The organism is Bacillus sp. IBL03825, from assembly GCF_024712505.1.
Classification (GTDB): Bacteria; Bacillota; Bacilli; order Bacillales; family Bacillaceae_G; genus Bacillus_A; species Bacillus_A wiedmannii.
Genome location: NZ_JAMXKE010000001.1, coordinates 1191278 through 1215030, shown reverse-complemented (window position 1 = coordinate 1215030; position 23753 = coordinate 1191278). Strand labels below are relative to the sequence as shown.

The 23753-nt window shown below is 36.5% G+C and carries 30 protein-coding genes; 14 read left to right on the top strand and 16 right to left on the bottom strand.

The window, feature by feature from the left end; all coding sequences use genetic code 11:
- Positions 1-117: 117 nt before the first annotated feature.
- Positions 118-588 (top strand): spore coat protein CotY, encoded by a 471-nt coding sequence (gene cotY / locus NHG49_RS06325; RefSeq protein WP_064476795.1) that lies wholly within the window; start codon positions 118-120, stop codon positions 586-588.
- A 167-nt stretch (positions 589-755) separates the two neighbouring features.
- Positions 756-1259 carry an exosporium protein ExsF gene (gene exsF / locus NHG49_RS06320; RefSeq protein WP_000492933.1) on the top strand — a complete coding sequence of 168 codons (504 nt, stop codon included), beginning with the start codon at positions 756-758 and terminating at the stop codon, positions 1257-1259.
- A gap of 77 nt (positions 1260-1336) precedes the next feature.
- Here the strand turns inward: exsF and NHG49_RS06315 are convergent, their stop codons facing one another.
- Together NHG49_RS06315 and NHG49_RS06310 are read right to left on the bottom strand one after the other, a co-directional pair.
- Positions 1337-1522 carry a hypothetical protein gene (locus NHG49_RS06315; RefSeq protein WP_033657682.1) on the bottom strand — a complete coding sequence of 62 codons (186 nt, stop codon included), beginning with the start codon at positions 1520-1522 and terminating at the stop codon, positions 1337-1339.
- Positions 1523-1623: 101 nt separating this feature from the next.
- A complete protein-coding gene (locus tag NHG49_RS06310) occupies positions 1624-1983 on the bottom strand; it encodes a DUF1360 domain-containing protein (RefSeq protein WP_000899661.1) in 360 nt (119 codons plus the stop codon).
- A 125-nt stretch (positions 1984-2108) separates the two neighbouring features.
- On the opposite strand from NHG49_RS06310, the gene exsY reads away from it, so the two are divergent.
- Positions 2109-2567, top strand: coding sequence for an exosporium assembly protein ExsY (exsY, locus tag NHG49_RS06305; protein WP_001277728.1), 459 nt, complete (start codon positions 2109-2111; stop codon positions 2565-2567).
- A gap of 60 nt (positions 2568-2627) precedes the next feature.
- Here exsY and NHG49_RS06300 read toward each other — a convergent pair whose 3' ends face one another.
- The 10 genes from NHG49_RS06300 to NHG49_RS06255 all read right to left on the bottom strand — a co-directional run bounded on the left by NHG49_RS06300 (position 2628) and on the right by NHG49_RS06255 (position 10661).
- On the bottom strand, positions 2628-3161 hold the full coding sequence (locus NHG49_RS06300) for a spore coat CotO family protein (RefSeq protein WP_064476796.1): 534 nt from the start codon (positions 3159-3161) through the stop codon (positions 2628-2630).
- 141 nt (positions 3162-3302) lie between these two features.
- Entirely contained in the window at positions 3303-4073 is a 771-nt protein-coding gene (gene fabI, locus NHG49_RS06295) for an enoyl-ACP reductase FabI (RefSeq protein WP_000421885.1), read from the bottom strand.
- 109 nt (positions 4074-4182) lie between these two features.
- Entirely contained in the window at positions 4183-5037 is an 855-nt protein-coding gene (gene rfbD, locus NHG49_RS06290) for a dTDP-4-dehydrorhamnose reductase (RefSeq protein ID WP_000664550.1), read from the bottom strand.
- Positions 5038-5048: 11 nt separating this feature from the next.
- Positions 5049-6020: a dTDP-glucose 4,6-dehydratase gene (gene rfbB / locus NHG49_RS06285; RefSeq protein ID WP_064476797.1), complete on the bottom strand. Its 972-nt coding sequence runs from the start codon at positions 6018-6020 to the stop codon at positions 5049-5051.
- Positions 6021-6036: 16 nt separating this feature from the next.
- Positions 6037-6582 (bottom strand): dTDP-4-dehydrorhamnose 3,5-epimerase, encoded by a 546-nt coding sequence (gene rfbC, locus NHG49_RS06280; RefSeq protein ID WP_088048331.1) that lies wholly within the window; start codon positions 6580-6582, stop codon positions 6037-6039.
- Between the two features lie 8 nt (positions 6583-6590).
- The gene (locus tag NHG49_RS06275; protein WP_000676179.1) at positions 6591-7328 is read right to left on the bottom strand and encodes a sugar phosphate nucleotidyltransferase; all 738 of its coding nucleotides are present in this window, start codon (positions 7326-7328) and stop codon (positions 6591-6593) included.
- Positions 7329-7342: 14 nt separating this feature from the next.
- A complete protein-coding gene (locus NHG49_RS06270; RefSeq protein ID WP_000651513.1) occupies positions 7343-8023 on the bottom strand; it encodes a glycosyltransferase family protein in 681 nt (226 codons plus the stop codon).
- 12 nt (positions 8024-8035) lie between these two features.
- Positions 8036-8722: a glycosyltransferase family protein gene (locus NHG49_RS06265; RefSeq protein WP_064476799.1), complete on the bottom strand. Its 687-nt coding sequence runs from the start codon at positions 8720-8722 to the stop codon at positions 8036-8038.
- Positions 8719-9408, bottom strand: a complete 690-nt coding sequence (locus NHG49_RS06260; RefSeq protein WP_001087871.1) for a class I SAM-dependent methyltransferase — start codon at positions 9406-9408, stop codon at positions 8719-8721. The genes NHG49_RS06265 and NHG49_RS06260 overlap by 4 nt, the downstream gene beginning before the upstream one ends.
- A 152-nt stretch (positions 9409-9560) precedes the next feature.
- Positions 9561-10661: a glycosyltransferase gene (locus NHG49_RS06255; RefSeq protein ID WP_000932898.1), complete on the bottom strand. Its 1101-nt coding sequence runs from the start codon at positions 10659-10661 to the stop codon at positions 9561-9563.
- A 165-nt stretch (positions 10662-10826) separates the two neighbouring features.
- Between NHG49_RS06255 and NHG49_RS06250 the strand changes: the two genes are divergently transcribed.
- From NHG49_RS06250 to NHG49_RS06220, 7 genes are all read left to right on the top strand, one after another.
- Complete coding sequence (locus tag NHG49_RS06250; RefSeq protein WP_258125618.1) at positions 10827-11759, top strand: BclA C-terminal domain-containing protein; 933 nt, start codon at positions 10827-10829, stop codon at positions 11757-11759.
- A 122-nt stretch (positions 11760-11881) separates the two neighbouring features.
- Entirely contained in the window at positions 11882-12727 is an 846-nt protein-coding gene (locus tag NHG49_RS06245) for a TylF/MycF family methyltransferase (RefSeq protein ID WP_064476801.1), read from the top strand.
- Positions 12728-12867: 140 nt separating this feature from the next.
- Positions 12868-13626 (top strand): class I SAM-dependent methyltransferase, encoded by a 759-nt coding sequence (locus NHG49_RS06240; RefSeq protein WP_064476802.1) that lies wholly within the window; start codon positions 12868-12870, stop codon positions 13624-13626.
- 6 nt (positions 13627-13632) lie between these two features.
- A complete protein-coding gene (locus NHG49_RS06235) occupies positions 13633-14568 on the top strand; it encodes a glycosyltransferase family 2 protein (protein ID WP_088048328.1) in 936 nt (311 codons plus the stop codon).
- A 146-nt stretch (positions 14569-14714) separates the two neighbouring features.
- On the top strand, positions 14715-15875 hold the full coding sequence (locus NHG49_RS06230; RefSeq protein ID WP_064476804.1) for an FtsW/RodA/SpoVE family cell cycle protein: 1161 nt from the start codon (positions 14715-14717) through the stop codon (positions 15873-15875).
- A 74-nt stretch (positions 15876-15949) separates the two neighbouring features.
- Complete coding sequence (gene prpE / locus NHG49_RS06225) at positions 15950-16690, top strand: bis(5'-nucleosyl)-tetraphosphatase PrpE (RefSeq protein WP_258125617.1); 741 nt, start codon at positions 15950-15952, stop codon at positions 16688-16690.
- A gap of 155 nt (positions 16691-16845) precedes the next feature.
- On the top strand, positions 16846-18234 hold the full coding sequence (locus NHG49_RS06220) for a peptidase G2 autoproteolytic cleavage domain-containing protein (protein ID WP_064476806.1): 1389 nt from the start codon (positions 16846-16848) through the stop codon (positions 18232-18234).
- 48 nt (positions 18235-18282) lie between these two features.
- On the opposite strand, the gene NHG49_RS06215 is transcribed toward NHG49_RS06220, so the two are convergent.
- From NHG49_RS06215 to NHG49_RS06200, 4 genes are read right to left on the bottom strand one after another with little or no spacing between them, the layout of a single operon-like run.
- Positions 18283-19176, bottom strand: coding sequence for an RluA family pseudouridine synthase (locus NHG49_RS06215; protein WP_064476807.1), 894 nt, complete (start codon positions 19174-19176; stop codon positions 18283-18285).
- Positions 19177-19191: 15 nt separating this feature from the next.
- Positions 19192-19989 carry an NAD kinase gene (locus NHG49_RS06210; protein WP_000673190.1) on the bottom strand — a complete coding sequence of 266 codons (798 nt, stop codon included), beginning with the start codon at positions 19987-19989 and terminating at the stop codon, positions 19192-19194.
- Between the two features lie 18 nt (positions 19990-20007).
- Entirely contained in the window at positions 20008-20646 is a 639-nt protein-coding gene (gene yjbM / locus NHG49_RS06205) for a GTP diphosphokinase (protein ID WP_064476808.1), read from the bottom strand.
- A gap of 30 nt (positions 20647-20676) precedes the next feature.
- Entirely contained in the window at positions 20677-21048 is a 372-nt protein-coding gene (locus tag NHG49_RS06200) for a UPF0738 family protein (RefSeq protein WP_001179996.1), read from the bottom strand.
- A 146-nt stretch (positions 21049-21194) separates the two neighbouring features.
- Here NHG49_RS06200 and NHG49_RS06195 point away from each other — a divergent pair, with 146 nt between their 5' ends.
- From NHG49_RS06195 to NHG49_RS06180, 4 genes are all read left to right on the top strand, one after another.
- A complete protein-coding gene (locus NHG49_RS06195) occupies positions 21195-21773 on the top strand; it encodes a CYTH domain-containing protein (protein ID WP_064476809.1) in 579 nt (192 codons plus the stop codon).
- A 180-nt stretch (positions 21774-21953) separates the two neighbouring features.
- Entirely contained in the window at positions 21954-22352 is a 399-nt protein-coding gene (locus NHG49_RS06190; protein WP_000043382.1) for a globin domain-containing protein, read from the top strand.
- Complete coding sequence (locus NHG49_RS06185) at positions 22352-23245, top strand: ClpXP adapter SpxH family protein (RefSeq protein WP_064476810.1); 894 nt, start codon at positions 22352-22354, stop codon at positions 23243-23245. Before NHG49_RS06190 ends, NHG49_RS06185 begins: the two co-directional genes overlap by 1 nt.
- Before the next feature lie 230 nt (positions 23246-23475).
- Entirely contained in the window at positions 23476-23649 is a 174-nt protein-coding gene (locus NHG49_RS06180) for a hypothetical protein (RefSeq protein ID WP_046957017.1), read from the top strand.
- The last annotated feature ends 104 nt before the right edge of the window (positions 23650-23753 follow it).

Genomic DNA, 23753 nt, shown 5'->3' with positions numbered 1-23753 from the left:
TGTACATCCCTCCTATATAAATTCCATGTTCTTATCATAAGAATTAACGTAATATCAACCATATCCCATTCATATTGTAATAGTGTATGTCAGAACTCACGATAAGGAGTGAACATAATGAGCTGCAATTGTAACGAAGACCATCATCATCACGATTGTGATTTCAACTGTGTATCAAATGTCGTTCGTTTTATACATGAATTACAAGAATGTGCAACCACAACCTGTGGATCTGGTTGCGAAGTTCCATTTTTAGGAGCACATAATAGTGCATCAGTAGCGAATACACGTCCTTTTATTTTATACACTAAAGCTGGAGCACCTTTTGAAGCATTTGCACCAACTGCAAGCCTTTCTAGCTGCCGATCTCCAATTTTCCGTGTCGAGAGTATAGACGATGATGATTGCGCTGTATTGCGTGTATTAACTGTAGTATTAGGTGATACTTCTCCTGTACCACCTGATAATGATCCAATTTGTACGTTTTTAGCTGTACCAAATGCAAGATTAATATCGACCAACACTTGTCTTACTGTTGATTTAAGTTGCTTCTGCGCTATTCAATGCTTACGTGATGTTACGATTTAAAACTAAATAATGAGTTAAGCATGGATTGGGTGGCAGAATTTTCTGCCACCCAATCCATGCTTAAAAGGTATTATTATGTATTTTTTATAAAATTGGGAACTTGTCTAGAACATAGAACCTGTCCTTTTCATTAACTGAAAGTAGAAACAGATAAAGGAGTGAAAAACATGTTCTCTTCTGATTGCGAATTTACTAAAATCGATTGTGAGGCGAAACCAGCTAGTACACTACCTGCCTTCGGTTTTGCTTTCAACGCTTCTGCCCCTCAGTTCGCTTCATTATTCACACCATTACTATTACCTAGCGTAAGTCCAAACCCAAATATTACTGTTCCTGTAATAAATGATACAGTAAGTGTCGGAGATGGCATTCGAATTCTACGAGCTGGTATTTATCAAATCAGTTATACATTAACAATTAGTCTTGATAACGCACCTGTTGCACCAGAAGCTGGTCGTTTCTTCTTATCATTAGGTACGCCAGCTAACATTATTCCTGGATCAGGTACAGCAGTTCGTTCTAACGTTATTGGTACTGGTGAAGTAGACGTATCCAGTGGTGTTATTCTGATTAACTTAAACCCTGGCGATTTAATTCAAATTGTACCAGTTGAGTTAATTGGAACCGTAGACATCCGTGCGGCAGCATTAACAGTTGCACAAATTAGCTAGTAAAAAGCGGTATTTCTTCCTTAGAAATACCGCTTTTTATATTTATAATAAAAAACACTCACAGTAATATGAGTGTTTCATTCTTCATAATGTTTTATTGTGTTCTTCTTTTTCCCGCAATTACATCCCTTTTTCTTCACAAATCCTTGTTGTTGTAATTGTTCTTGGTATGCCTGTTGTTGTGCTTGGTGTTGTTGCTGTATATGATACCATTGCTGCAGGTCATATGAATTTTGCCTTGGACTATTACTCACAGCAAACATCTCCTCTACTGTCAATTCTGTCTATTTACTATATGAACAACTCTTTATTTCCGTTCCCTCATTCTTTTAAACTCCGCTTTTTCTCGTATTATGAAAATATATTATTCTCCTATAAAGTATCCTGTAATCGTTTCAATGATTGCTGCTGCTCCTGCAATAGCTAATAATGCAAGTAACGGCTCTGCAACGATAGGAATCCAATTATATAAAACTAATAAAAAAGCACTAACCCATACACCTGTACACCAATAACAGCTTAATAATTCTCCAATCCACTTTCTTAATCCTTTACCTTTTACTTTTGTAAAAGTTGATACACTTCCATCCGGCTCTGTAATCTCTAATTCATCAATAAACGGTCTTCGCAAAAAAGCTGTAATTTTATCATAAACAATTAAACGGGTGAGCCTAAAAGCAGCTAACGCGAAAATGAAAAATAAAAGCCAACTTGTAAACAGCATGATTCCACCTTCCCTTATCTTCTTTCGCCTATTTAAAAAAAAAGCTCTTGAGATTGTGACCAAATCTCCTCGACTCCAATATCTTATTAATGTAAATACAAACAAGAAGATAAGGAGTGACATTAATGAGTTGTAACGAAAATAAACACCATGGCTCTTCTCATTGTGTAGTTGACGTTGTAAAATTCATCAATGAATTACAAGATTGTTCTACAACAACGTGTGGATCTGGTTGTGAAATCCCATTTTTAGGAGCACACAATAGTGCTTCAGTAGCAAATACACGCCCTTTTATTTTATACACAAAAACTGGAGAACCTTTTGAAGCATTTGCACCAACTGCAAGCCTTTCAAGCTGCCGATCTCCAATTTTCCGTGTGGAAAGTGTAGATGATGATAGCTGTGCTGTATTACGTGTATTAACTGTAGTATTAGGTGATACTTCTCCTGTACCACCTGATAATGATCCAATTTGTACGTTTTTAGCTGTACCAAATGCAAGATTAGTATCGACTAACACTTGTCTTACTGTTGATTTAAGCTGCTTCTGTGCGATTCAGTGCTTACGCGACGTTTCTATCTAATAAGTGAAGTAAACTAAAAAACTATTGGGGTGGTAGAAGATTTCTACCACCTTTACATATTTAAAAGCCGGCCATACTAATCGATTGGATATCATCTATAGACAACTTAATATCTCTCATACTATTTTGCGGCATAATGGATACAATGCCATTACGATACGATATGATTGATCCAATATAAGAAACTGTAGCCGTTTTTATTCTGCACCTTACTTTCGGAATGTAATGAGGACGGTTTAATAAGAAATGAATTTTCTCATCATTATTCATATCCTTAAATGATTTATTATACGGAACAGTTCTCACTGGCTCTTGCTGTTCTTGTACTTGTTCCTCTTCTTCTATTTTTTCTTCTACTTGTTCTTCTTGTTGCTCTTCTTGTTGTTGTTCTATTACTTCTTCCACAGCACTACTTACAGCATTTTCGTTTCTATTACTGCGCTCTTTTCGATCCTCATTTTCAAAGTTTGTTAAGATAATCCTTTTTATTTTCGGTGCAGCAAGTTCCAAATTTACTTGCGCAATATATAACAACGGTTTTCCAACTGTTGAACTTTTATTTTTATTCTTCACACTCGTCCCTCCCACTTCCATACGTAGCTGAATAAATCGTGTACTATTATAGTTATATTCATAACGTGGTAAGAACTTTCGTTAAAAATCATTCTTTCTAAGAACAAATAAAAAGGACAATCTCAACATTTAGAGATTGTCCTTTAAAAATGAAAATTATATTTATCCTAGGATATGATACCCTGAATCAACGTGAATGTTTTCTCCTGTTACGCCGCGTGCTAAATCACTGAATAAGAATACTGCTGTATCGCCAACTTCTTCTGGAGTTGTTGTACGACGAAGTGGTGCGCGCTCCTCAATTTCTCTTAAGATTGAGTTAAAGTCGCCTACACCTTTTGCAGACAACGTACGAATTGGTCCTGCAGAAATAGCGTTAACGCGAATGCCGTGTTGACCTAAATCGTTAGCTAAATATTTCACGCTCGCTTCTAATGAAGCTTTCGCAACACCCATTACGTTATAATTTTTCACAACGCGCTCGCCGCCAAGGTATGTTAACGTTAAAATATTTCCGCCTTCTGTCATTACTTTCTTCGCTTCTCTTGCTACAGCTGTTAAAGAGAATGCACTAATATTTTGTGCAAGTAAAAATCCATCGCGAGAAGTATCTACAAATTCACCTTTTAAATCATCACGATTTGCAAAAGCAATACAGTGTGCAACACCGTGAATTGTACCAACCTCTTGCTTAATTGTTTCAAAGCAAGCTGTAAGTTCTTCATCATTTGTTACATCACAAGGTAATACAAGTGATTCTTGTCCTTCTAATGTGTCCGCTAATTCACGAACGTTTCTTTCTAAACGTTCTCCTGCATATGTGAATATTAATTTTGCACCTGCATTATGCAAAGAGCGAGCAATTCCCCACGCAATACTTCTTTGGTTCGCAACGCCCATAACAACAAATGTTTTCCCTTGTAATAGTTCCATGATATATCCTCCCAGAATTGCTTATACTTGTTATTAGTACCTGATACTATAATTATAGTACCATAAAACCTCTTAAAGGCAAACAAAAAAGTCATTAACTTAAATTTTGTTAATGACTTTTTGTTTCTATAAAAAACCGCTCTAATCCTTCTTCCCAAGAAGGCATTTGTGAAAAACCATTTAATCGTAGCATGTTATGTTGAAAAACAGAATATTTTGGTCTCGCTGCCGCTGCTCCAAATTCTTCAGTTGAAACTGGTAATACATTCACTTTCATATTTGCATACGCAAATATTTTTTTTGCAAATTCAAACCAAGAACATGAGCCTCTATTTGATACATGATACGTACCATATAAAGAAGTATGAATGAGCTTATTAATCATCACATTTAAATCCGCCACATAAGTAGGAGAGCCGATTTGATCCGCTACAACAGACACTTCTGTCCTGTCTTTCCCTAATCGCATCATCGTTTTCACAAAATTATTTCCATGCTTACCATATAACCACGATGTGCGAACGATAAAATATTTATTATGTAACTCTTTGACGAACTGCTCTCCTGCATACTTAGAAGCTCCGTATATATTTATTGGCGACGGATTCTGAAATTCATCATACCCTTCCGGTCTGTCGCCCTGAAATACATAATCAGTACTAATATAAACTAACTTTGCCCCTACTAATTGTGAAGCAACCGCTACATTTCGAGCTCCTATTGCATTTATTACATAAGCAAGATCTTGTTCTTTCTCAGCATGATCAACCTTCGTATACGCTGCACAATGAATAATTATGTGTGGCCTTACTTCTTGTACCACTTGCTGCATTTGGGATATATTTGTTATATCTAGTAACTTTTTATCAAATGGATATATGTCATATTCTTCAGGATTTAACTCTTCTTGTAGTTGCTTTCCTAATTGACCGTTTGCTCCCGTTATGATAAGCCGTTCTTTCATTTCTATGCCCCTTACTTTTCTTTTAGTGGTGTCCACCATTCTATATGATGTTCATACCATTCCACAGTTTCTTTTAGCCCCTGTTCAAACGTATACTGCGGTTCCCACCCAAGCTCATTCTTCATCTTTTGTGCATCAATCGCATAACGACGATCATGCCCTAAACGGTCTGTAACATACGCAATATCTTCTTTCGTTTTTCCTAAGAGAGAGATAATTTGTTCCACAACATCTAAATTCGTTTTTTCATTATTTCCACCTATATTATATACTTCTCCTATACGTCCCTTATGCAGAACAACGTCAATCGCACTACAATGATCCGTTACATGTAACCAATCTCTTACATTTAATCCATCGCCATATAACGGTAGTTTTTTTCCTTCCAGCGCATTCGTAACCATTAATGGAATTAATTTTTCAGGATATTGATACGGCCCATAGTTATTGGAGCAACGCGTTACTATAACTGGTAATTGATATGTTTTATAATAAGATAAAGCTATCATGTCGGCGCTCGCCTTGCTTGAAGAGTATGGACTATTTGGAGCTAATGGGGTTTCCTCGGTAAATCGCCCTGTTTTCCCTAAAGAGCCGTACACCTCATCTGTTGATACTTGCACGAGTTTGATATGTGGATATTTTTTTACTAATTCTAATAAGGTGACTGTCCCAATTACATTTGTATCATAAAAAGGGATCGGATTTTCAATACTACGGTCCACATGTGATTCAGCTGCGAAATTTACAATCACATGGACGTCTCGCTCTTTTATGACATGCTCTAGCAGCTCTCCATTTTGAATTTCCCCTTTTACAAAAGAGTAATTCGGATGCCCTTGAAGAGGCTTCACGTTATTTAAATTCCCGCTATATGTTAATGCATCGAAATTAATAATTTTATATGTTTCATATCTTTGTAACATGTAATGAACAAAATTACTTCCAATAAATCCGGCCCCACCTGTTACTAATATATTCATATAACAACTCTCCTACTCAAAAGCTATCTTCACATTCCTGAAGTAACGGTAATATTCGATCTTTATCAGACAAAATAGGACTTGTTACCGGCCATGGAATTGCTAATTCTTTATCGCTCCAAAGTAACCCTGAGTCATGCTCGGCGCTATAATATTCATCTACTTTATACATAACAATCGTATGCGGAACAAGTGTACAAAAACCATGTGCAAATCCTTTTGGCACTAATAATTGCCGGTAATTATCTGCACTTAAAATATATCCTCTCCACTGTTGAAACGTTGGGGAATCTTTTCGTAAATCGACGATAACGTCATAGATTGCTCCTTGCATAACTTGAATAAGTTTCGTTTGTGCTTTCGGATTTTTTTGAAAGTGTAATCCCCGAATCGTTCCCGACCTAGCTGAATAAGATACGTTATCCTGTACAAATGAATAAGTAATCCCTAATGTTTCTAGCACCTTCTTATTATAACTTTCTGTAAAAAAGCCACGCTCATCTCCAAATAACCTCGGTTCTAACAATTTTGCGTCGGTAAAGTTTGTTTCTACAACTTTCATATTCTCACCTATTCTCCGTTAAACTGTTTCCCAAAGTTTATATCCCTCGCTAACGTATTCGCCTTTTGAAGAGAAACATGAGTTCCCGCATCTGTCCACCAACCGCTCATTTCATTATAAGTAAGTACCCCTCGTTTTAAATACCAATTATTAATATCTGTAATTTCAAGTTCTCCCCTTGCGGAAGGTTTTAATTCTTTTATATAAGAAAAAACTTTCGAATCATACAAATAAATCCCTGTAACTGCATAGGAACTTTTCGGCTCTTTCGGTTTTTCTTCAATTTCAATTATTTTTCGGTTTTGAATATTTGCTACACCAAATCTCTCCGGATCATCTACAGATTGTAGCAGTACTTTCGCACCCTCTTTTTGACTTGCAAACTCTTCAACATACGGACGAATATCATCAGAAAAGATATTATCGCCTAATATAACTACCATACGATCGTTCCCGACGAAACTCTCACAGAGCCCTAATGCTTGTGCAATTCCGCCAGCCTTATCTTGCACACGATACGTAAAAGACACACCAAACTCTTGACCGCTCCCTAAAAAACTAACAACATCTCCCATATGTTCTTTACCTGTAATAATCATAATATCTGTAATTTCGCATTGTTTTAGCTTATATACCGCATGATATATCATTGGATAACGTCCAACAGGAAGCAAGTGTTTATTCGTTACTTTCGTTATAGGATATAATCTCGATCCAGTTCCACCTGCTAAAATAATTCCTTTCATCCTGCATCTCTCCCTTATGATGGAGATAGTATATCTTTGTAATGTTCTACAAACACTTTCCGATCCTTCTCATATGTATCCGCATCAAACTCATCCCCGTTGTAGTGAATACACCATAAATTTGCTTGATTAGGGATACCAATTAAATAACCCGCCTTTTGAAATTCTAAAGACTGCGACACATCATAAAAGTGGAATCCTTGAAACAAGTCTTCTCGCCACGGAATATCATATTGTGTGGCCATTAATAATCCATCAATTGCTTGAACTGACATAAATGATTGATTCCCATAAAACAGCTGATCTAAATTTAATAATTGATAATTCTGTCTTCTGTACTCAATCACTTTCCCGACCAAATTTTTCCCTTCCCACCATATCCCGTTACTCGGTAAAAACTGAGCACCAGCTACGCCAATTAAACCAAGTTTTTCGTTATCTTTAAAAAGTGAAATGAGTGTATAAAACATCTCACGATTAATAAGATAAGTATCTTGATGTATATAAACCTTATACTTCGCGGGATATGAAAGTGCTCGGTTATATGCACTTGCCATACTTTTCGCATCTCGTATCGGAAAAATTTGTACGACATAACCAGGGGGAACAAAAAGGTTTCTTATTTGTCTCTCACATTGTTCAAATAGCTCTTCATTATTTATACAAACAACGACTAATATTGTATGATCTTTCATTTTGTAGCCCCTCTATTCGTCTTGATTTACATCTGACATATAGTGCTCCACAAATATTTTTCTATACTTTTCATAGTTTGTCATATTCACATCAATATGATAATGAATGCACCACGCATCACGCTGTACAGGAACCCCAACTGTATAGCCTGCTTTTCTAAATTCAAATGATTGAGACACATCATAATAGTCAAATCCATCAAACAAGTCTTCCCGCCACGGAATATCGTATTGCGTTGCCATTAATAATCCGTCAATACATTCAACTGGCATAAATGTTTTTGAGTCATGATACGGCTTTTCTTGACTCGCCATATAAAATAAATCATTCATATAACCAATGACTTTTCCAACAACTCCTCTGCCTACATTCCATATTCCATTTGGAGGAACATATTGGGCTCCAACCATACCAATCATTCCAAGATGTTCATGTTCCTGAAACAATTGAAGTAATCCATATAAAAATCCTACATTTACAATGAAAACATCTTGATGTATATACACTTTATATTTTGCTGGATGCGAAATTGCTTTATTATATCCACTCGTCATACTTTCTGCGTTTCGAATCGGCATAAATTGTATCGTATATCCTGGAGGAACTGGCAATTGTAATATATGTCGCGCACATTGTGCATACATTTTCCGATCATTTATACACGTAACAAATAATATTGTTTTATCTGCCGCACTCATAATTGTGATTTTTCTGCTTCAATAATATATTGAAATACAACCGTCTCAGCCATGAAGCCACTTCCAAGACGATATTTTTTACAAATTCCATATAATTCCTCAATAAGCGGTTCATACATTTTATGATCAACATATACACGATCTACTTTACTAATTGAATAGCCTGCTTTTAAAAACATTCGTAGCATTTCATTAAATGTAAAGAAACGAATATGTGTTTTATCTAATAAACCATATTCTGTATACGTCCAATTTCCAGCGAGTAGGGGCGCTAATACTGAAATGTGAGAAACGTTCGGGATACTAGCCAAAATTACACCATTTTGCTTTATATATGGTTTTACTTTTTCTATTACAGCCCACGGATCAAATAAATGCTCTAGTACGTCACCAAATATAACGCAATCAAATTGCTCCTCCTCATACGGCATATCCATTGTTTCTATATCACCTAAAACAACATGATCTAGTTTTTCTTTTGCTTGTTCTGCCGCCTCTTGGAATGCCTCAATTCCTGATACACGTGTGCCATTTTCTTTTATGGCAGCTCCCAATGCACCACTCGAGCAACCGATATCAAGAACTTCTTTCCATTCCTTTTTTATATGCTTTAATAAATTCGGATTCACTGCATTATAATAATGCCCGGACTTTTCTTCGTATAAAGAATTTTTTGGGGAATTCATTTTACACACTCCTTATGCAAATTGAATTTGAAATATAAATCTCATCTAAAGTCTATAGATGTAACCAGTACTGGTTACATTGCCGATACTTTACTATATAGCCAATCTATTAGAGTTAGAATCGTGCTACATCATTTCTAGAAAAACGCAACCTATAACGATTTATATTGTTTATCAAAAACACTCCGAAAATATTTACGGTTATATTCAATTGCAGCATTATTTGGAACATAAGAAGCTGCTAATTCATTGTAATAATAAGCTTTATCTTGCTCGCCTAACTTGCTATAACAAATACACATTTGTAAATAGGGAATCCATGTGTAGCTAGCTGGACTGTGAAAAGGACTCTCTGTTGCCATTGTCACTTCTGTTGCAAGTTTAAACCAAAAAATTGCTTCATTGTATTTTTGTTGATCCATATATATATATCCTATTCTTGTACAATTCTCTCCTCTAGGGACATCATACCGAAATGACTTTACACAAGATTCAACTGCCTTCTCCCACATTCCAAGCTTTGCATAGCAATCTCCTAATTTACCACATGCATAAATTTTCTCTTCATACCAACCTTCATCTTGATTAAGAAATGTTTTATAAAGTAAAACTGCATCATCATATTTTTGATTATCCATAGATTCATTCGCGTAATAAAACAAATCTCTCGGACTCAATTCTTCTCCAGCTGCTACAGCATCCTGAAAAATTTTCAAATTGCGGTTCGTTACTTTCTTTTCTTTTTTATGCGTAACCGCAACATTACTATTAAAAATCTCACCAAAAATAGCTAAATACTCATGCACCTTTCCAAACCATTGAAATTCTTTTTCACGCTTTACAAGCCGATATCTTTTTGTACAATATAAAGGTTTCCCATTAGAATCCATTACAAGATGATAAGGCATCGAAACAGCATCCACATTAGAATCTAATTCTTTTTTTAATAGCTTCAATGCCTCTTGAGCATCTTCTAATAACACATCATCAGCATCTAGCCATAATATATATTCTTGCGTTGCTTTTGAAAAAGAAAAATTTCTAGCTGCCGCAAAATCATTAATCCATGGAAAGTCATATATGTTAGAGGTATATTGAGCTACAATTTCTTTCGTTCGATCAATGGAACCTGTATCAACTATAATAATTTCATCAACGATTTTTTCTACTGCATCTAAACATCGACCGATTGTATCTTCCTCATCTCGAACAATCATACATAGACTAATTGTAATTCCTTGCTTGTTCAACATAATCACCCTCTTCCAAATCAATCATATGTTATACATACAATAAACTTTCCACTTTTTTAACTTGCACAAGCAGTTTAAGATTTCTTTTCAATAATTCAAATGTCCGTGTCATTTTCTTCCGGTTTTGCATCTACTATATAATGAACGCTTTATGGAGGTGAATTTATGTCAAATAATAATTATTCAGATGGATTAAATCCCGATGAATCTTTATCAGCTAGTGCATTTGACCCTAATCTTGTAGGACCAACATTACCACCAATACCACCGTTTACCCTTCCTACCGGGCCGACTGGACCGACTGGACCAACTGGGCCGACTGGGCCAACTGTACCAACTGGACCTTCTGGACCGACTGGACCAACTGGGCCGACTGGACCGACTGGGCCGACTGGGCCGACTGGACCGACTGGACCGACTGGACCGACTGGGCTAACTGGACCGACTGGGCTAACTGGACCGACTGGACCGACTGGACCGACTGGACCGACTGGGCTAACTGGTGCTACTGGGCCGACTGGGCCGACTGGACCGACTGGACCGACTGGGCCGACTGGGCCAACTGGGCCAACTGGGCCAACTGGGCCAACTGGGCCAACTGGGCCAACTGGTGCTACTGGACCGACTGGCGCTACCGGACCGACTGGACCAACTGGGCCAACTGGGCCAACTGGGCCGACTGGGCCTTCTGGCTTAGGACTTCCAGCAGGATTGTATGCCTTTAACTCAGCTACAGTTTCTTTAGCTCTTGGAATTAATGATCCAGTACCATTTAATACCGTTGGATCTCAGTTTGGTACAGCAATTTCTCAAATGGATGCCGATACTTTCGTAATTAGTGAAACTGGTTTCTATAAAATTACTGTTATTGCTTATACAGCGGCAGTAAGTTTATTAGGAAGTCTTGGAATTCAAGTTAATGGAGTTAATGTACCAGGTGCGGGCACAAGCTTAATTTCACTTGGAGCTCCTATCGTTATCCAAGCCATTACACAAATTACTACAACACCATCACTCGTTGAAGCAATTGTTACAGGAATTGGATTATCACTAGCTCTTGGTACAAGTGCATCAATTATTATTGAAAAAATCGCTTAATTTTGTACTTAGCAGTAAAACTGATATCAGTTTTACTGCTTTTTCATTATTAAATTCAATCATTAAATCTTTCTTTTCTACATAGTCATAATGTTGTATGACATTCCGCGGGAGGCACTTATATGGAAAATAAATCAGCTGTTCAGCTTTATCTTGAGCTATTAAAGAAAACAATTTTATTTGAAATATGGTTAGAATACGAACCATACTTACCTGCTTCGTTACATATATCTAAAGAGCTATCCTATGAACCAGTTACAGTTCCGCTTCCTTTATTTCTCAAGCAATACGTAGAAAATCACAATTTGAAAATCGTTGATCCTAACGTTTCAAAAAGTGAGCGTCAAGGTGGAAAGGATTGGCCAAGAGCAGCACACAGTATGGTTGGTCGAAAACGTATGAATCAATTACATGAGGCTATGGAAACTGTTGTAAGGGAAAATATAGAAGGTGATTTTATTGAAACTGGTGTATGGCGCGGAGGATCATGCATTTTTATGAATGGTTTTTTACAAGCAAACAACATTACGGATCGTACTGTGTGGGTTGCCGATTCGTTTGAAGGTCTGCCAGCACCTAACTTAGAACAATATCCGAAAGATTACGGTGATTATTTACACACATTCGATTACTTACGGGTTTCTTTAGAAACAGTACAAGAAAACTTTAGAAAATACGATTTATTAAATGATCAGGTGAAATTTTTAAAGGGTTGGTTTAAAGATACATTGCCTTCAGCACCGGTAGAAAAAATTGCAATTGCTCGCCTTGATGGTGATATGTACGAATCAACGATGGATAGTCTTGTAAACTTATACGATAAAGTTTCAACAGGTGGCTATATTATTATTGATGATTACGGATTGGTAACATGTGCAGAGGCTGTAATTGATTTCAGAAAGGAAAGAAACTTACAAGCTCCTATTACTAAAATTGATGATTTCGGTATTTATTGGCGAAAAGAATAGAATATAACTTTATTTTTTGAGGGGTCCTATTACACTACTTATTTATAAAAACTAATTGTGTAAAGTTCCCCTCACTATAAATGATTAACTTATATATACAATAGAAATCCCCTACTTTACTACAAGGACGGAGTGAATGTATGAACGAAAACGAGAAAAAAATCACATTAATTCCACCACCAGAACTCGTTCAATATGTAGGTGGTAATTTTGAAGAAGTTGGAAAAGAGTTTATGCAGTATTTTATTGAAATTGGCAATTTAAAATCAAATGAAACAGTGTTAGATGTAGGCTGCGGCATTGGCCGAATGGCGGTTCCATTAATGAACTATTTAAGCGATGAAGGTACTTATTATGGATTTGACTTATTCAATGCGGGAATTACATGGTGCAAAAATAACATTTCTACACGCCGTAACAATTTCCATTTTGAACATGTCGATATATATAATCAATTCTACAATCCCGATGGAAAAGAAGATGCTTCCCAATACAAGTTTCCATATGAAGATGAATCATTCGATTTTATTTTTTTAACGTCTGTATTTACCCATCTCCTTCCGAAAGAATTAGAACATTACGTATGCGAGATCGCACGAGTTCTGAAAAAAGATGGGAGATGTTTTATTACTTTCTTTTTAATTACCCCTGAATCATCCTATTATTTAAATGCAGGACTAAGTACGTTAGGTTTTTATCATCAAATTGACAATTGTTATGTTCTAAATAAAGATATCCCTAATTTCGCAGTTGCCTATCCTGAGGAAGATATTCGTACCCTATTAAATAAATATGGGCTAGAAATACAGTCCCCCCCTCATTATGGTTCATGGTGTAGCAGAACTGAACACACAAGTTATCAAGATATTATTCTTACACAAAAAACTTCTGAAAGGTAGTTGTATATGAATAATATAAAAAATCCGCCTCTCGTTTCCATCCTTATTCCCACCTATAATCGACCACATTATTTTAAAATTGCTTTAGAAAGTGCATTAGCACAAACGTATTCAAATATTGAAATTATTGTAGGGGACGATAGTACAAATAATGAAACAGAAAAATTAATATACAGACATTATTTACATAAGCATAAACATATAACATACATTCGAAATGCCTCTACTCTAGGACAATTTCATAACGCCCTTATGCTCTTAGAACAGTCAAATGGAGAGTACATAAATTTCTTAATGGACGATGATACATTTTATAATAATAAAATCGAAAAAATGATGTTTTATTTCCAACAAGACCTCAATAAAAATCTCGCACTTATCACATCCTATCGCACTTGGATTGATGATAATGGAGATATAATTGAACAACATCCCTCCATGAAAAAATTATATGAGGAAGATACTCTACTAAATGGGAAAGATTTTGGAAACCGTATGCTTATGGCAGGACAAAATATTATCGGTGAGCCTACAATCGTACTCTTTAGAAAAAGCCTATTAACGGAACCTTTCGGCACTTTAAATGGCAGAAAATATGGTTGTAGTGTTGATATGGCCTCTTGGATAAGTTTACTTTCAAAAGGTGATGCAATGTATATAACTGAGCCCTTAAGTTCATTCCGTCTCCATACTGGACAGCAAGTACGTCACAAATTCCTTGAGGGCTGTGAAGATTTTTCTCAGCTCGTTTTAACCTCGAAAAAGTATGGTTTCTTACAAGACGCCAAGTATTATAAAAAAGGTTTGATAAGAGCTTACGGATGGTATAAAAATGCGACCAAATTTTACGATCTATTTCCAAACCTCATTCCAGATAAAAATACACATGCACGACTTTCTTATTGTTTAAATATCATTACAAAAGAGCTCCGTGCAATATAGTCCATCACAAGGGAGGAGCTATTCCTTCCTCGTGATGTATGACTTCCCACAAATAGTGGAATAAATGTATGCATAGTCTGCTTGTATATTATTTTTATCATGAAATGATCCATATACTTACTAGGCAATAGAAAGGAATACATACATTGAAAGATCCAAATTCTCAATATCAAATAGACTACGTATTACTATTCATCTTATTTGCCATTGGGACTGTTAGTTGCTTTGCAATTGCAAGTGCACAAGCCTCTTTACCACCATTTTTGCAAAGCGTAAATTTTGTATTAAAGCAAATCCAATGGTACTTCATTGGATTTATAGCCATTGGTATGATTATGATTATTGATTTCGATCGTTATCAAAAAATTGCTTGGTATTTATATAGCTTTGCATTGGTACTACTTATTGGACTAGAACTTCAAGTACCAGGTGCTGTTACAATAAAAGGTGCTACCGCTTGGTACAGGCTTCCCGGCCTCGGAAATTTCCAGCCGTCTGAAATTATGAAATTGTTTTTAATTATCGTCACTGGACGAATTATAGCAAATCACAATGAGAAATATTTTTTCCGGACAATACACGGCGATTTTTTATTACTCGGAAAAATATGTGCAACGAGTTTGCCACCCCTACTACTTATTGCAAAGGAACCTGATTTAGGAAACACAATGGTAATTTCAGCTATGCTCGCAGCAATGATACTAGTTTCTGGTATACGTTGGCGGTTTATTTTCGGATTAGTTTCCGGTATCTTTGCTGCTGGCGTTACATTAACGTATATTTTTTTTACTCATACAAAATTCTTTAAAGCACACATTTTACAAGAATATCAACTAAATCGCTTCTACGGCTGGTTAGCGCCATACAAATATGATGCACAAGGCTATCAATTAAGACAAGCTTTCTTAGCTACTGGATCAGGGGAAATGCAAGGAAAAGGTTGGGAAAATGGACAAGTATACTTTCCAGAACCACATACAGATTTTATTTTCACCAATGTCGCTGAGCAATTCGGATTTTTAGGCGCAAGTGTCATTATTTCACTTTTTTTCTTACTTATTTTCCGCATGATTCATATAGCTTTAGAAAGTAATGACCCTTTCGGTAGTTACATCTGTGCTGGTACAATCGGAATGTTTACTTTTCAAGTATTTCAAAATATCGGGATGACCATCGGATTACTACCTATTACAGGAATCACATTGCCCCTTATGAGCTACGGAGGAAGTTCCTTACTCACATACATGATAGCGCTTGGATTCGTTTTAAACGTTCGCTCAAGAACGAAAATCTTTATGTTTAAATGACGTACAAAAACAGTATATTTTTATCTCTATCCTTTTTTAGATATACTAATGAAAAATATGGTGGAGGTTTAAATATGAAATTTGACATTATAGGGGATATTCATGGATGCTTTCAAGAGTTTCAAGATTTAACGACGAAACTCGGATACAACTGGAATAGTGACCTGCCGTTTCACCCTGACCAACGTAAGCTTGCATTTGTTGGTGATATTACAGATCGCGGCCCTCATTCATTACGTATGATTGAAATTGTATGGGAACTTGTCATAAATAAAAAAATAGCTTATTACGCTCCGGGAAATCACTGTAATAAACTATACCGTTTTTTCCTTGGGCGTAATGTGACAATCGCTCATGGACTCGAAACAACTGTTGCCGAATATGAAGCACTGCCTTCTCATAAACAAAACATTATAAAAGAAAAATTCATCACACTTTATGAGCAATCCCCTTTATATCACGTACTCGATGAGAAAAGGTTAATTGTATGTCACGCTGGAATTCGGCAAGATTACATAGGAAGACAAGATAAAAAAGTACAAACCTTTGTATTATATGGCGATATTACAGGAGAAAAACATGCTGACGGCTCTCCTGTCCGTCGCGACTGGGCAAAAGAATATAAAGGAAAAGCTTGGATTGTATATGGACATACACCCGTTAAAGAACCTCGCTTCGTAAATCATACAGTCAATATTGACACTGGCGCTGTATTTGGTAGCAAACTAACCGGACTACGTTACCCTGAGATGGAAACCGTGTCCGTCCCTTCCTCCCTGTCTTTTGTCCCTGAAAAATTTCGCCCAATTTCATAACTATCCTTATTTCAGATACCATTCACAAATTACGAGGATTACCGTATCATTTAGGCTGTTCTCCTATAAAAACTAGGTAAAGTAATAAAAAAAAGATGCAATAAAGTGCATCTTTTTTTAATTACACGGCATATACTGTCGCAGGAGGTGACAGAATGAAGAAAAAATCTTCTAAACAAAAAAGAAAATGCCCGCCTTTTTATCTACCCATGTACGGAATTAACAACTGGTGCAGCATTCGAGCTGCAGCTTTAGAAGAACCGGACGGACAAGGGGCTTCCCCCAAAAACAAAGCTAAACCAAAATATGTCTCTTTAGAAAATGCTGTAATGAGCCGCATAATCGATAATAGAAAAACAAAGATGCAGCAAAAAAATAAACCTCTCTCTACTCACCCTGAACAGATTGTGCCTTCTGAGCAAACAGAGAAAAATACAGAAGAAGACATCCCTGTAGCAATTAATAAAAAAGCAGAATCAGAAATTCCAGCTGCTATTATAAATCAAGTGAAAAAAATGAGAGAAGCATTAGCACCATCCAATGATATACAAACAGAAAAAACGATCATAATTCAAACTCCTACACCTGAAAATACAAAAGTAAAAAAAGGCGGACGGTATGCACATGCAGAGGGGCTTCACTCTAATGCAGAGGGTACAGCTTCACATTCAGAAGGGCTTCTTACACACGCAAAAGCTTCTTTCTCTCATGCGGAAGGATCAAAAACGAAAGCAACTGGACATAGTTCCCATAGTGAAGGAAGTGAAACGACAGCAGGTGGCTCTTATTCTCATGCAGAAGGTAAACATACAATCGCTTTAGGCGAAGCAGCACATGCAGAAGGAACCGCGACTATCGCTAACGGATTCTCTTCTCATGCGGAAGGTAATCATACATCAACAGCTCATTTTGCGGGTAGCCATATTATGGGGCGCTTCGGCATAGCAGAAGAATCTTATTCTTGGTTTATTGCAAACGGCACAAATGAAACCGATCATAATATCGGTGCAAAGTGGCTTGCTCATAATGGGGAAATGTATATTGATGGTGCTTCTTACAATGCAAGTGGAACTGATTTTGCACAAATGTTTGAAACAGCAGACAATCATTTTATTGATGTAGGTTATTTCGTTACATTTAGTAGCGAAGAAAAAATTCGGATCGCTACTTCAAATGATTCATTCATTTTAGGAATATCTAGTGCAACCCCTGCCCTTATAGGAAATAGCGGTGCTTTAAGTTGGCAAAAACGCTATAAAACAGATAACTTTGGAAAACGCCAATATGTACGTACGGAATCGCAAGACATACAACCTCTTTTAAATACAGAATGGGATCCAACTTGCAAATATATAGCAAGAAAAGATCGTACCGAGTGGCTTCCTGTCGGATTAATTGGACAAATGTTAGTACGCGATGACGGCACTTGCGAAACGCATGGATATTGTCGTCCAAATAACGATGGCATTGCTACAAAATCCGAAAGTGGCTTTTTCGTTATAAAGCGCACGGGTGAAAATCAAATTTTAATATTATTCCGCTAAGAAAAAAGGGAACAAAATTCTTCGTTACATAAGAATTTTGTTCCCTTTTTAAGTATGCCTTAATACCTCTTCCATATCGCTTGGAATCGTTGTAGTGAAAGACATTTCCTTCTCTAAAATAGGATGATAAAACGTCAAAGATGTACTATGAAGTGCTTGACGTTTTATCACATCTCTTCGTCCTCCATATAAATCATCACCAAGTAACGGGTGGCCTATATGAGCCATATGTACACGAATTTGATGCGTTCTTCCGGTCTCAAGCTCAAGTGATACATGTGTCTTATGATTGGCGCTATCCATCATTCTAAAATGAGTAACTGCTCTTTGCCCATTTTCACAAACGGTTCGCTCAATAATGCTATCCGATTTTCGTCCAATCGGTGCATCAATCGTTCCTTCTCGTTCTATCATCTCACCGTGAACAATTGCTTCATATGTTCTTTTCACAGCTTTTTGTTGATGCTGTTTCGATAAAAGATGATGCACGAAACGATTTTTTGCAATAAGCATAAGCCCTGAAGTATCACGATCTAATCTTGTTACGATGTGCACCGTACTTGCAAGATGCTGCTTATCATAATAAGATAAGAGCGCATTCGCAACACTCCCTGCCGGATGTTCTCTAGACGGAATCGTTGACATGTTCGCCTCTTTGTTTATGACAAGAACCGCATCATCTTCATATACAATACTTAAAGGGATATCTTCTTTAATCATCCCTTCACTTCTTTCTTCCACTGGAAAAAAGACACGTAATTCTTCACCAGCTTGCAACTGATGACGAACACTCGCATGTTGATTATTTACTTCAATAGCTCCGCCGCGAAATTTTATATCCGTTAAGGCGGCTTTAGAAATCCCTTTTGTTTTTAAAAATTCTCTAACTAAAGTTCCCTCTTCAGCCGATTCTATATCCCATTTCAATGTAAATCTGTTCAAATATATAAACCCTTTCTATTTATCTGCAACAAACGAGTCACGAACTCGTTTCCAGAACGGGAATGGACGGAAACGAACAAATCGTACTTTCTCGTTTGCAACGCGATACTGGATTGATTTCACATCTTGATGAACCATCGTTAAATGGTCCACCGTAATTTGTAAGTTCATTCCTGCAGCCGGCTTCAACACACATGTATGATGCTTCGGCAATACGAGTGGCGAGCCTACAGTACGAAACACACGGTTATTAATAGATGCCATTTCTGCAATTTGAATCGCTTCAATAGAAGGGTGAATAATCGCTCCGCCAAGCGCCTTATTATACGCAGTACTTCCCGAAGGAGTAGAAATACAAAGACCATCTCCGCGGAACGTTTCAAAGTACTCTCCGCGTATTTCTACTTCTGTTACTAATGTACCTTCTGCACTTTTTACAGTTGCTTCATTCATCGCCAAATACTGTGATTCTTTACTCCCATTCACATAGCGAATAATCACTTCTAAAAGCGGATATTCCACCACTTGGAATGGTGTTTTAGCAATTGCAATTACTAATTTCTCTACTTCTGTCGGTAACCAATCTGCATAGAAACCTAAATGCCCTGTATGTACACCAACAAATGCTGTTTCATCCAATCGATTATAATAACGATGAAACGCGTATAAAAGCGTTCCATCTCCCCCAACAGAAATTACAATATCGGGTTCCTTTTCATCCATTATAAATCCAAAATCTAGCAAGTATTCTTTCATCGTGCTTGCCAGTGTATCTGATGATTGATCTCCCTTTGACATAATTGTAAATTTCATCGCCCAACACCCTTTAGTTTATGATTCGGAATCCTTCGTTTCTTGTTTTCTTGAAAAAGCTTTCTGCGCTTCTTGAATCTCAAGACGAATAGAAGACATTTCTTCATCTAATAAAAACGCCGCTTCCGCTGCGCGTTGCAAGCGTATTTTAATATCTTCAGGAAAACGTCCACTATATTTATAATTTAAAGAATGCTCAATTGTTGCCCAAAAATTCATTGCTAACGTGCGTATTTGGATTTCTACCAATACTTTTTTTTCTCCCTGAATCGTTTGAACGGGGTAACTAATGACAACGTGATAAGAGCGATAGCCGCTATCTTTCTTTTGCGTGACATAATCACGTTCTTCCACGATTTCAAAGTCATTTCGTTTTCGAAGATATTCTACAACAGGCTTAATCTCATCAACAAATTGACACATCATTCGAAGGCCCGCGATGTCTTGCATATCTTCTCTGAGCCGATCCAGCGGTACATTTCTTTTCTCCGCTTTATCAATAATACTAGCAACCGACTTTACCCTTCCTGTTACAAACTCAATTGGAGAATGCTCTGTTAACATTGCAAATTGAGTACGCATTCCTTTTAGTTTCACTTTCAGCTCTGCCACCGCTTGATGGTAAGGTGCTAAAAATTCTTCCCAATTTCGCTTCATTTCAACCACCACCAAAATCAATCCATTTGCTTATAGAAATACTTTTTCTACAGCAGTTACTAGTTCTTCTCCGTAATTTGCATTACCTTCAATATTTTCAACTAAATATTCTACTTCTTCTTTTAAATTTTCTAATTCCATTTCAACGTCATTCACACGAACGAACATTACTATATCGTTATTCATCGCTTCATGCATTGCTTCCCAGCATGTGTGCGGAATACTTACATAAATGAAAGATGATTCGTTTTCTAAAATATATAAAAATGATAAATTGTCTGAGTCGACAAGTACGTGATTACGCGCACTTAACTCCTTTACCTCTATTTCATTATTTTCCGCACAAAAAATAAGCGCATTCTCTCTCTTTTCTACGCTCTTAACTTGAATTTTATTTTGCATGCTCTAACTCCTCCATCTCAACTTCCTGTCTTACTTAACAGTATTATTGTATCATAACATGGACGCAAACAAATAAAACATTGAACCAAATTTATGAAAAAGCGATAATGTGTAAAGAATTATTTTTTAAAAGGAGCGCGCATACAATGACACAAGAAATTGAAATTGAATTTAAAAATATTGTGACAGAAGAAGAATTCGATACATTATGTAAATCATTCTCTATTGAAGTATTTACGAAACAGGTGAATCATTACTTTGAAACACCAGGCTTCTCATTAAAAGAAGCTGGCTCTGCACTTCGTATTCGTCATAAAGGCGAAATTTATACATTAACATTGAAACAACCTGCAGAAGTCGGCTTGTTAGAAACGCATCAAGTCGTAACAGAAGACGAAGCAAGAATGATGATGGAAACAAACGTAATCATTCCAGGGACTGTAATGGATCAACTACACAAATTACAAATTCCTGTTTCCACTTTAACTTATATGGGTAGTTTAACAACTGAAAGAGCCGAAACACTATTTGAAGGCGGAACGCTTGTCTTTGATCATAGTTTCTATTACAATCACGATGATTATGAAATTGAATTTGAAGTGCAAGATGAAGAAACAGGAAAAGCTGCATTTATTCATTTATTAAAACAGCACGACATACCAATCCGTCATACAAATAATAAAGTAAAACGCTTTTTCCTTGCCAAACAAAACAAAGCACGCTAAAGTGAAAATTCCACTAGTGAATACGTTCTACTAGTGGATATATCTCACTTTTTAAAAGGAAAAGATTCTTTTACATTTGAAAAATAAGCAAAGAACGTTATGAAGGCTGTTTATTTGCCCTCTAGAACATTCCATTGCTACAATAGATATACATTTCATGGAAAAAGGAGTTTATAAAGGATGAGCAAGCAACCGATGACACCATTTGAAGCAATTGGCGGTGAACAATGCATTGCAATATTAGTAGACACGTTTTATTCCTATGTCAGTAAACACCCTGACCTATCTCCCATCTTCCCGGATGATTTAACAGAAACCGCTAGGAAGCAGAAACAATTTTTAACGCAATATTTAGGTGGTCCTAATTTGTACACTGAAGAACATGGTCATCCTATGTTAAGAGCACGCCATCTTCCGTTTGAGATTACTCCAAAACGAGCAGAGGCTTGGCTATCATGTATGGAGCAAGCAATGGATGACACAGGAGTGCACGGTCATATAAGAGAGTTCGTTTTTGAACGTTTAGCGTTAACCGCTCAGCATATGGTTAATACTCCAAACGAAACAGGTGAAGTGTAATGGATAAGCAGGAAGCAAAGCATATAAATATGCCATCTCCTTCCGCATGTGAGCATAAGTCTGTAGAAGCATATTTATTTATTGATCCACTTTGTAAAGATTGCTGGGAAATTGAGCCCTTTATTATTAAACTATGGCTTGAATACGGGAAATACTTCTCTATTCGTCATATCGTAACAGGAAAAGTGGACGGAACGAACGCTTCCTCACACAAATGGAATAAACCTGCTAATATTCGATTTGTGTGGGAAAAGACAACAAGTTTACAAGGTTTTTCATGTGATGGAAAGGTACATATGCAAGAAGCATCGTCAACACCATATTTAGTTTCGATGGCAATTAAGGCAGCGGAGTTACAGGGCCGAAAAGCAGGTTCGAAGTTTTTACGAAAACTCCAAGAATACATTTTCCTTGAAAATGTATCAAACCCTGACTGCGAATTATTACTTGCCTGTGCAAGAGATAGCGATATTGATGTAGAAGAATTTAAAAAAGACCTACATTCCGCTAGCGCAAAAAAAGCTTTCCAATGTGACTTGAAATTTACAAATGAGATGCATATTACAGAAATACCTTCTCTCGTATTCTTTCATGCAAATTCAGATGAAGAAGGTATTAAAATCGCTGGAACATATTCCTACGACGTATACGTACAATTATTGAAAGAACTTGTAAAATGTGAAATCGAGCCAGAACCATTACCACCTTTAGAAGTGTTACTAGAAGCAACGCAATTTATATCTTCAAAAGAAGTAGCATTTATATATGACTGCTCGCAGCAAGAAATCGAGCGTGAACTGAAAAAATTACAACTGAAACGAAAAGTACAAATGATTGACGTAAAATGTGAGCGTTATTGGAAATGGATAGCAAAAGAAGAAGACCTGGTGTAAAACACCAGGTCTTCTTCTTTACGGCTTATAAAAATATTAAAGGGGATGGGAGAAATTTTCACGTTCAAACAAAGGGGTATATGTTTGTATGTGAATTCGTTCACGCTTATTATATTACAAGATTCGACGTCAGATGACAACCCTTTTTGTCGAATTTCACACTTTTGTCACATTCTAAACGTTTTCATTTCTGAATAAGCTATAAAAAAGCTATTTTGGAGGTGTTCTGTATGAAAAAAACATATATTTTACTTATCTTACTAGCTGTCATCGTTTCTTTTTTCTTGTACATCCTCTCTCTACTACAAGCTTTTCCTAAAATTATTGCCTTCCCTCTTTTATTTGGAGTCATTGTCATCGCTCTCTCTTATTTCAACCATAAAAAACGATTTAAAGGGTTTTAACTACAAAAATCACCTGTAAAACTGCCTTCTAATTTAGAAAAAAGAAAGAAATTCACCTTATTCTTTCGACAAATATCGACAAAAATATTTAAAACAAAAAAGAC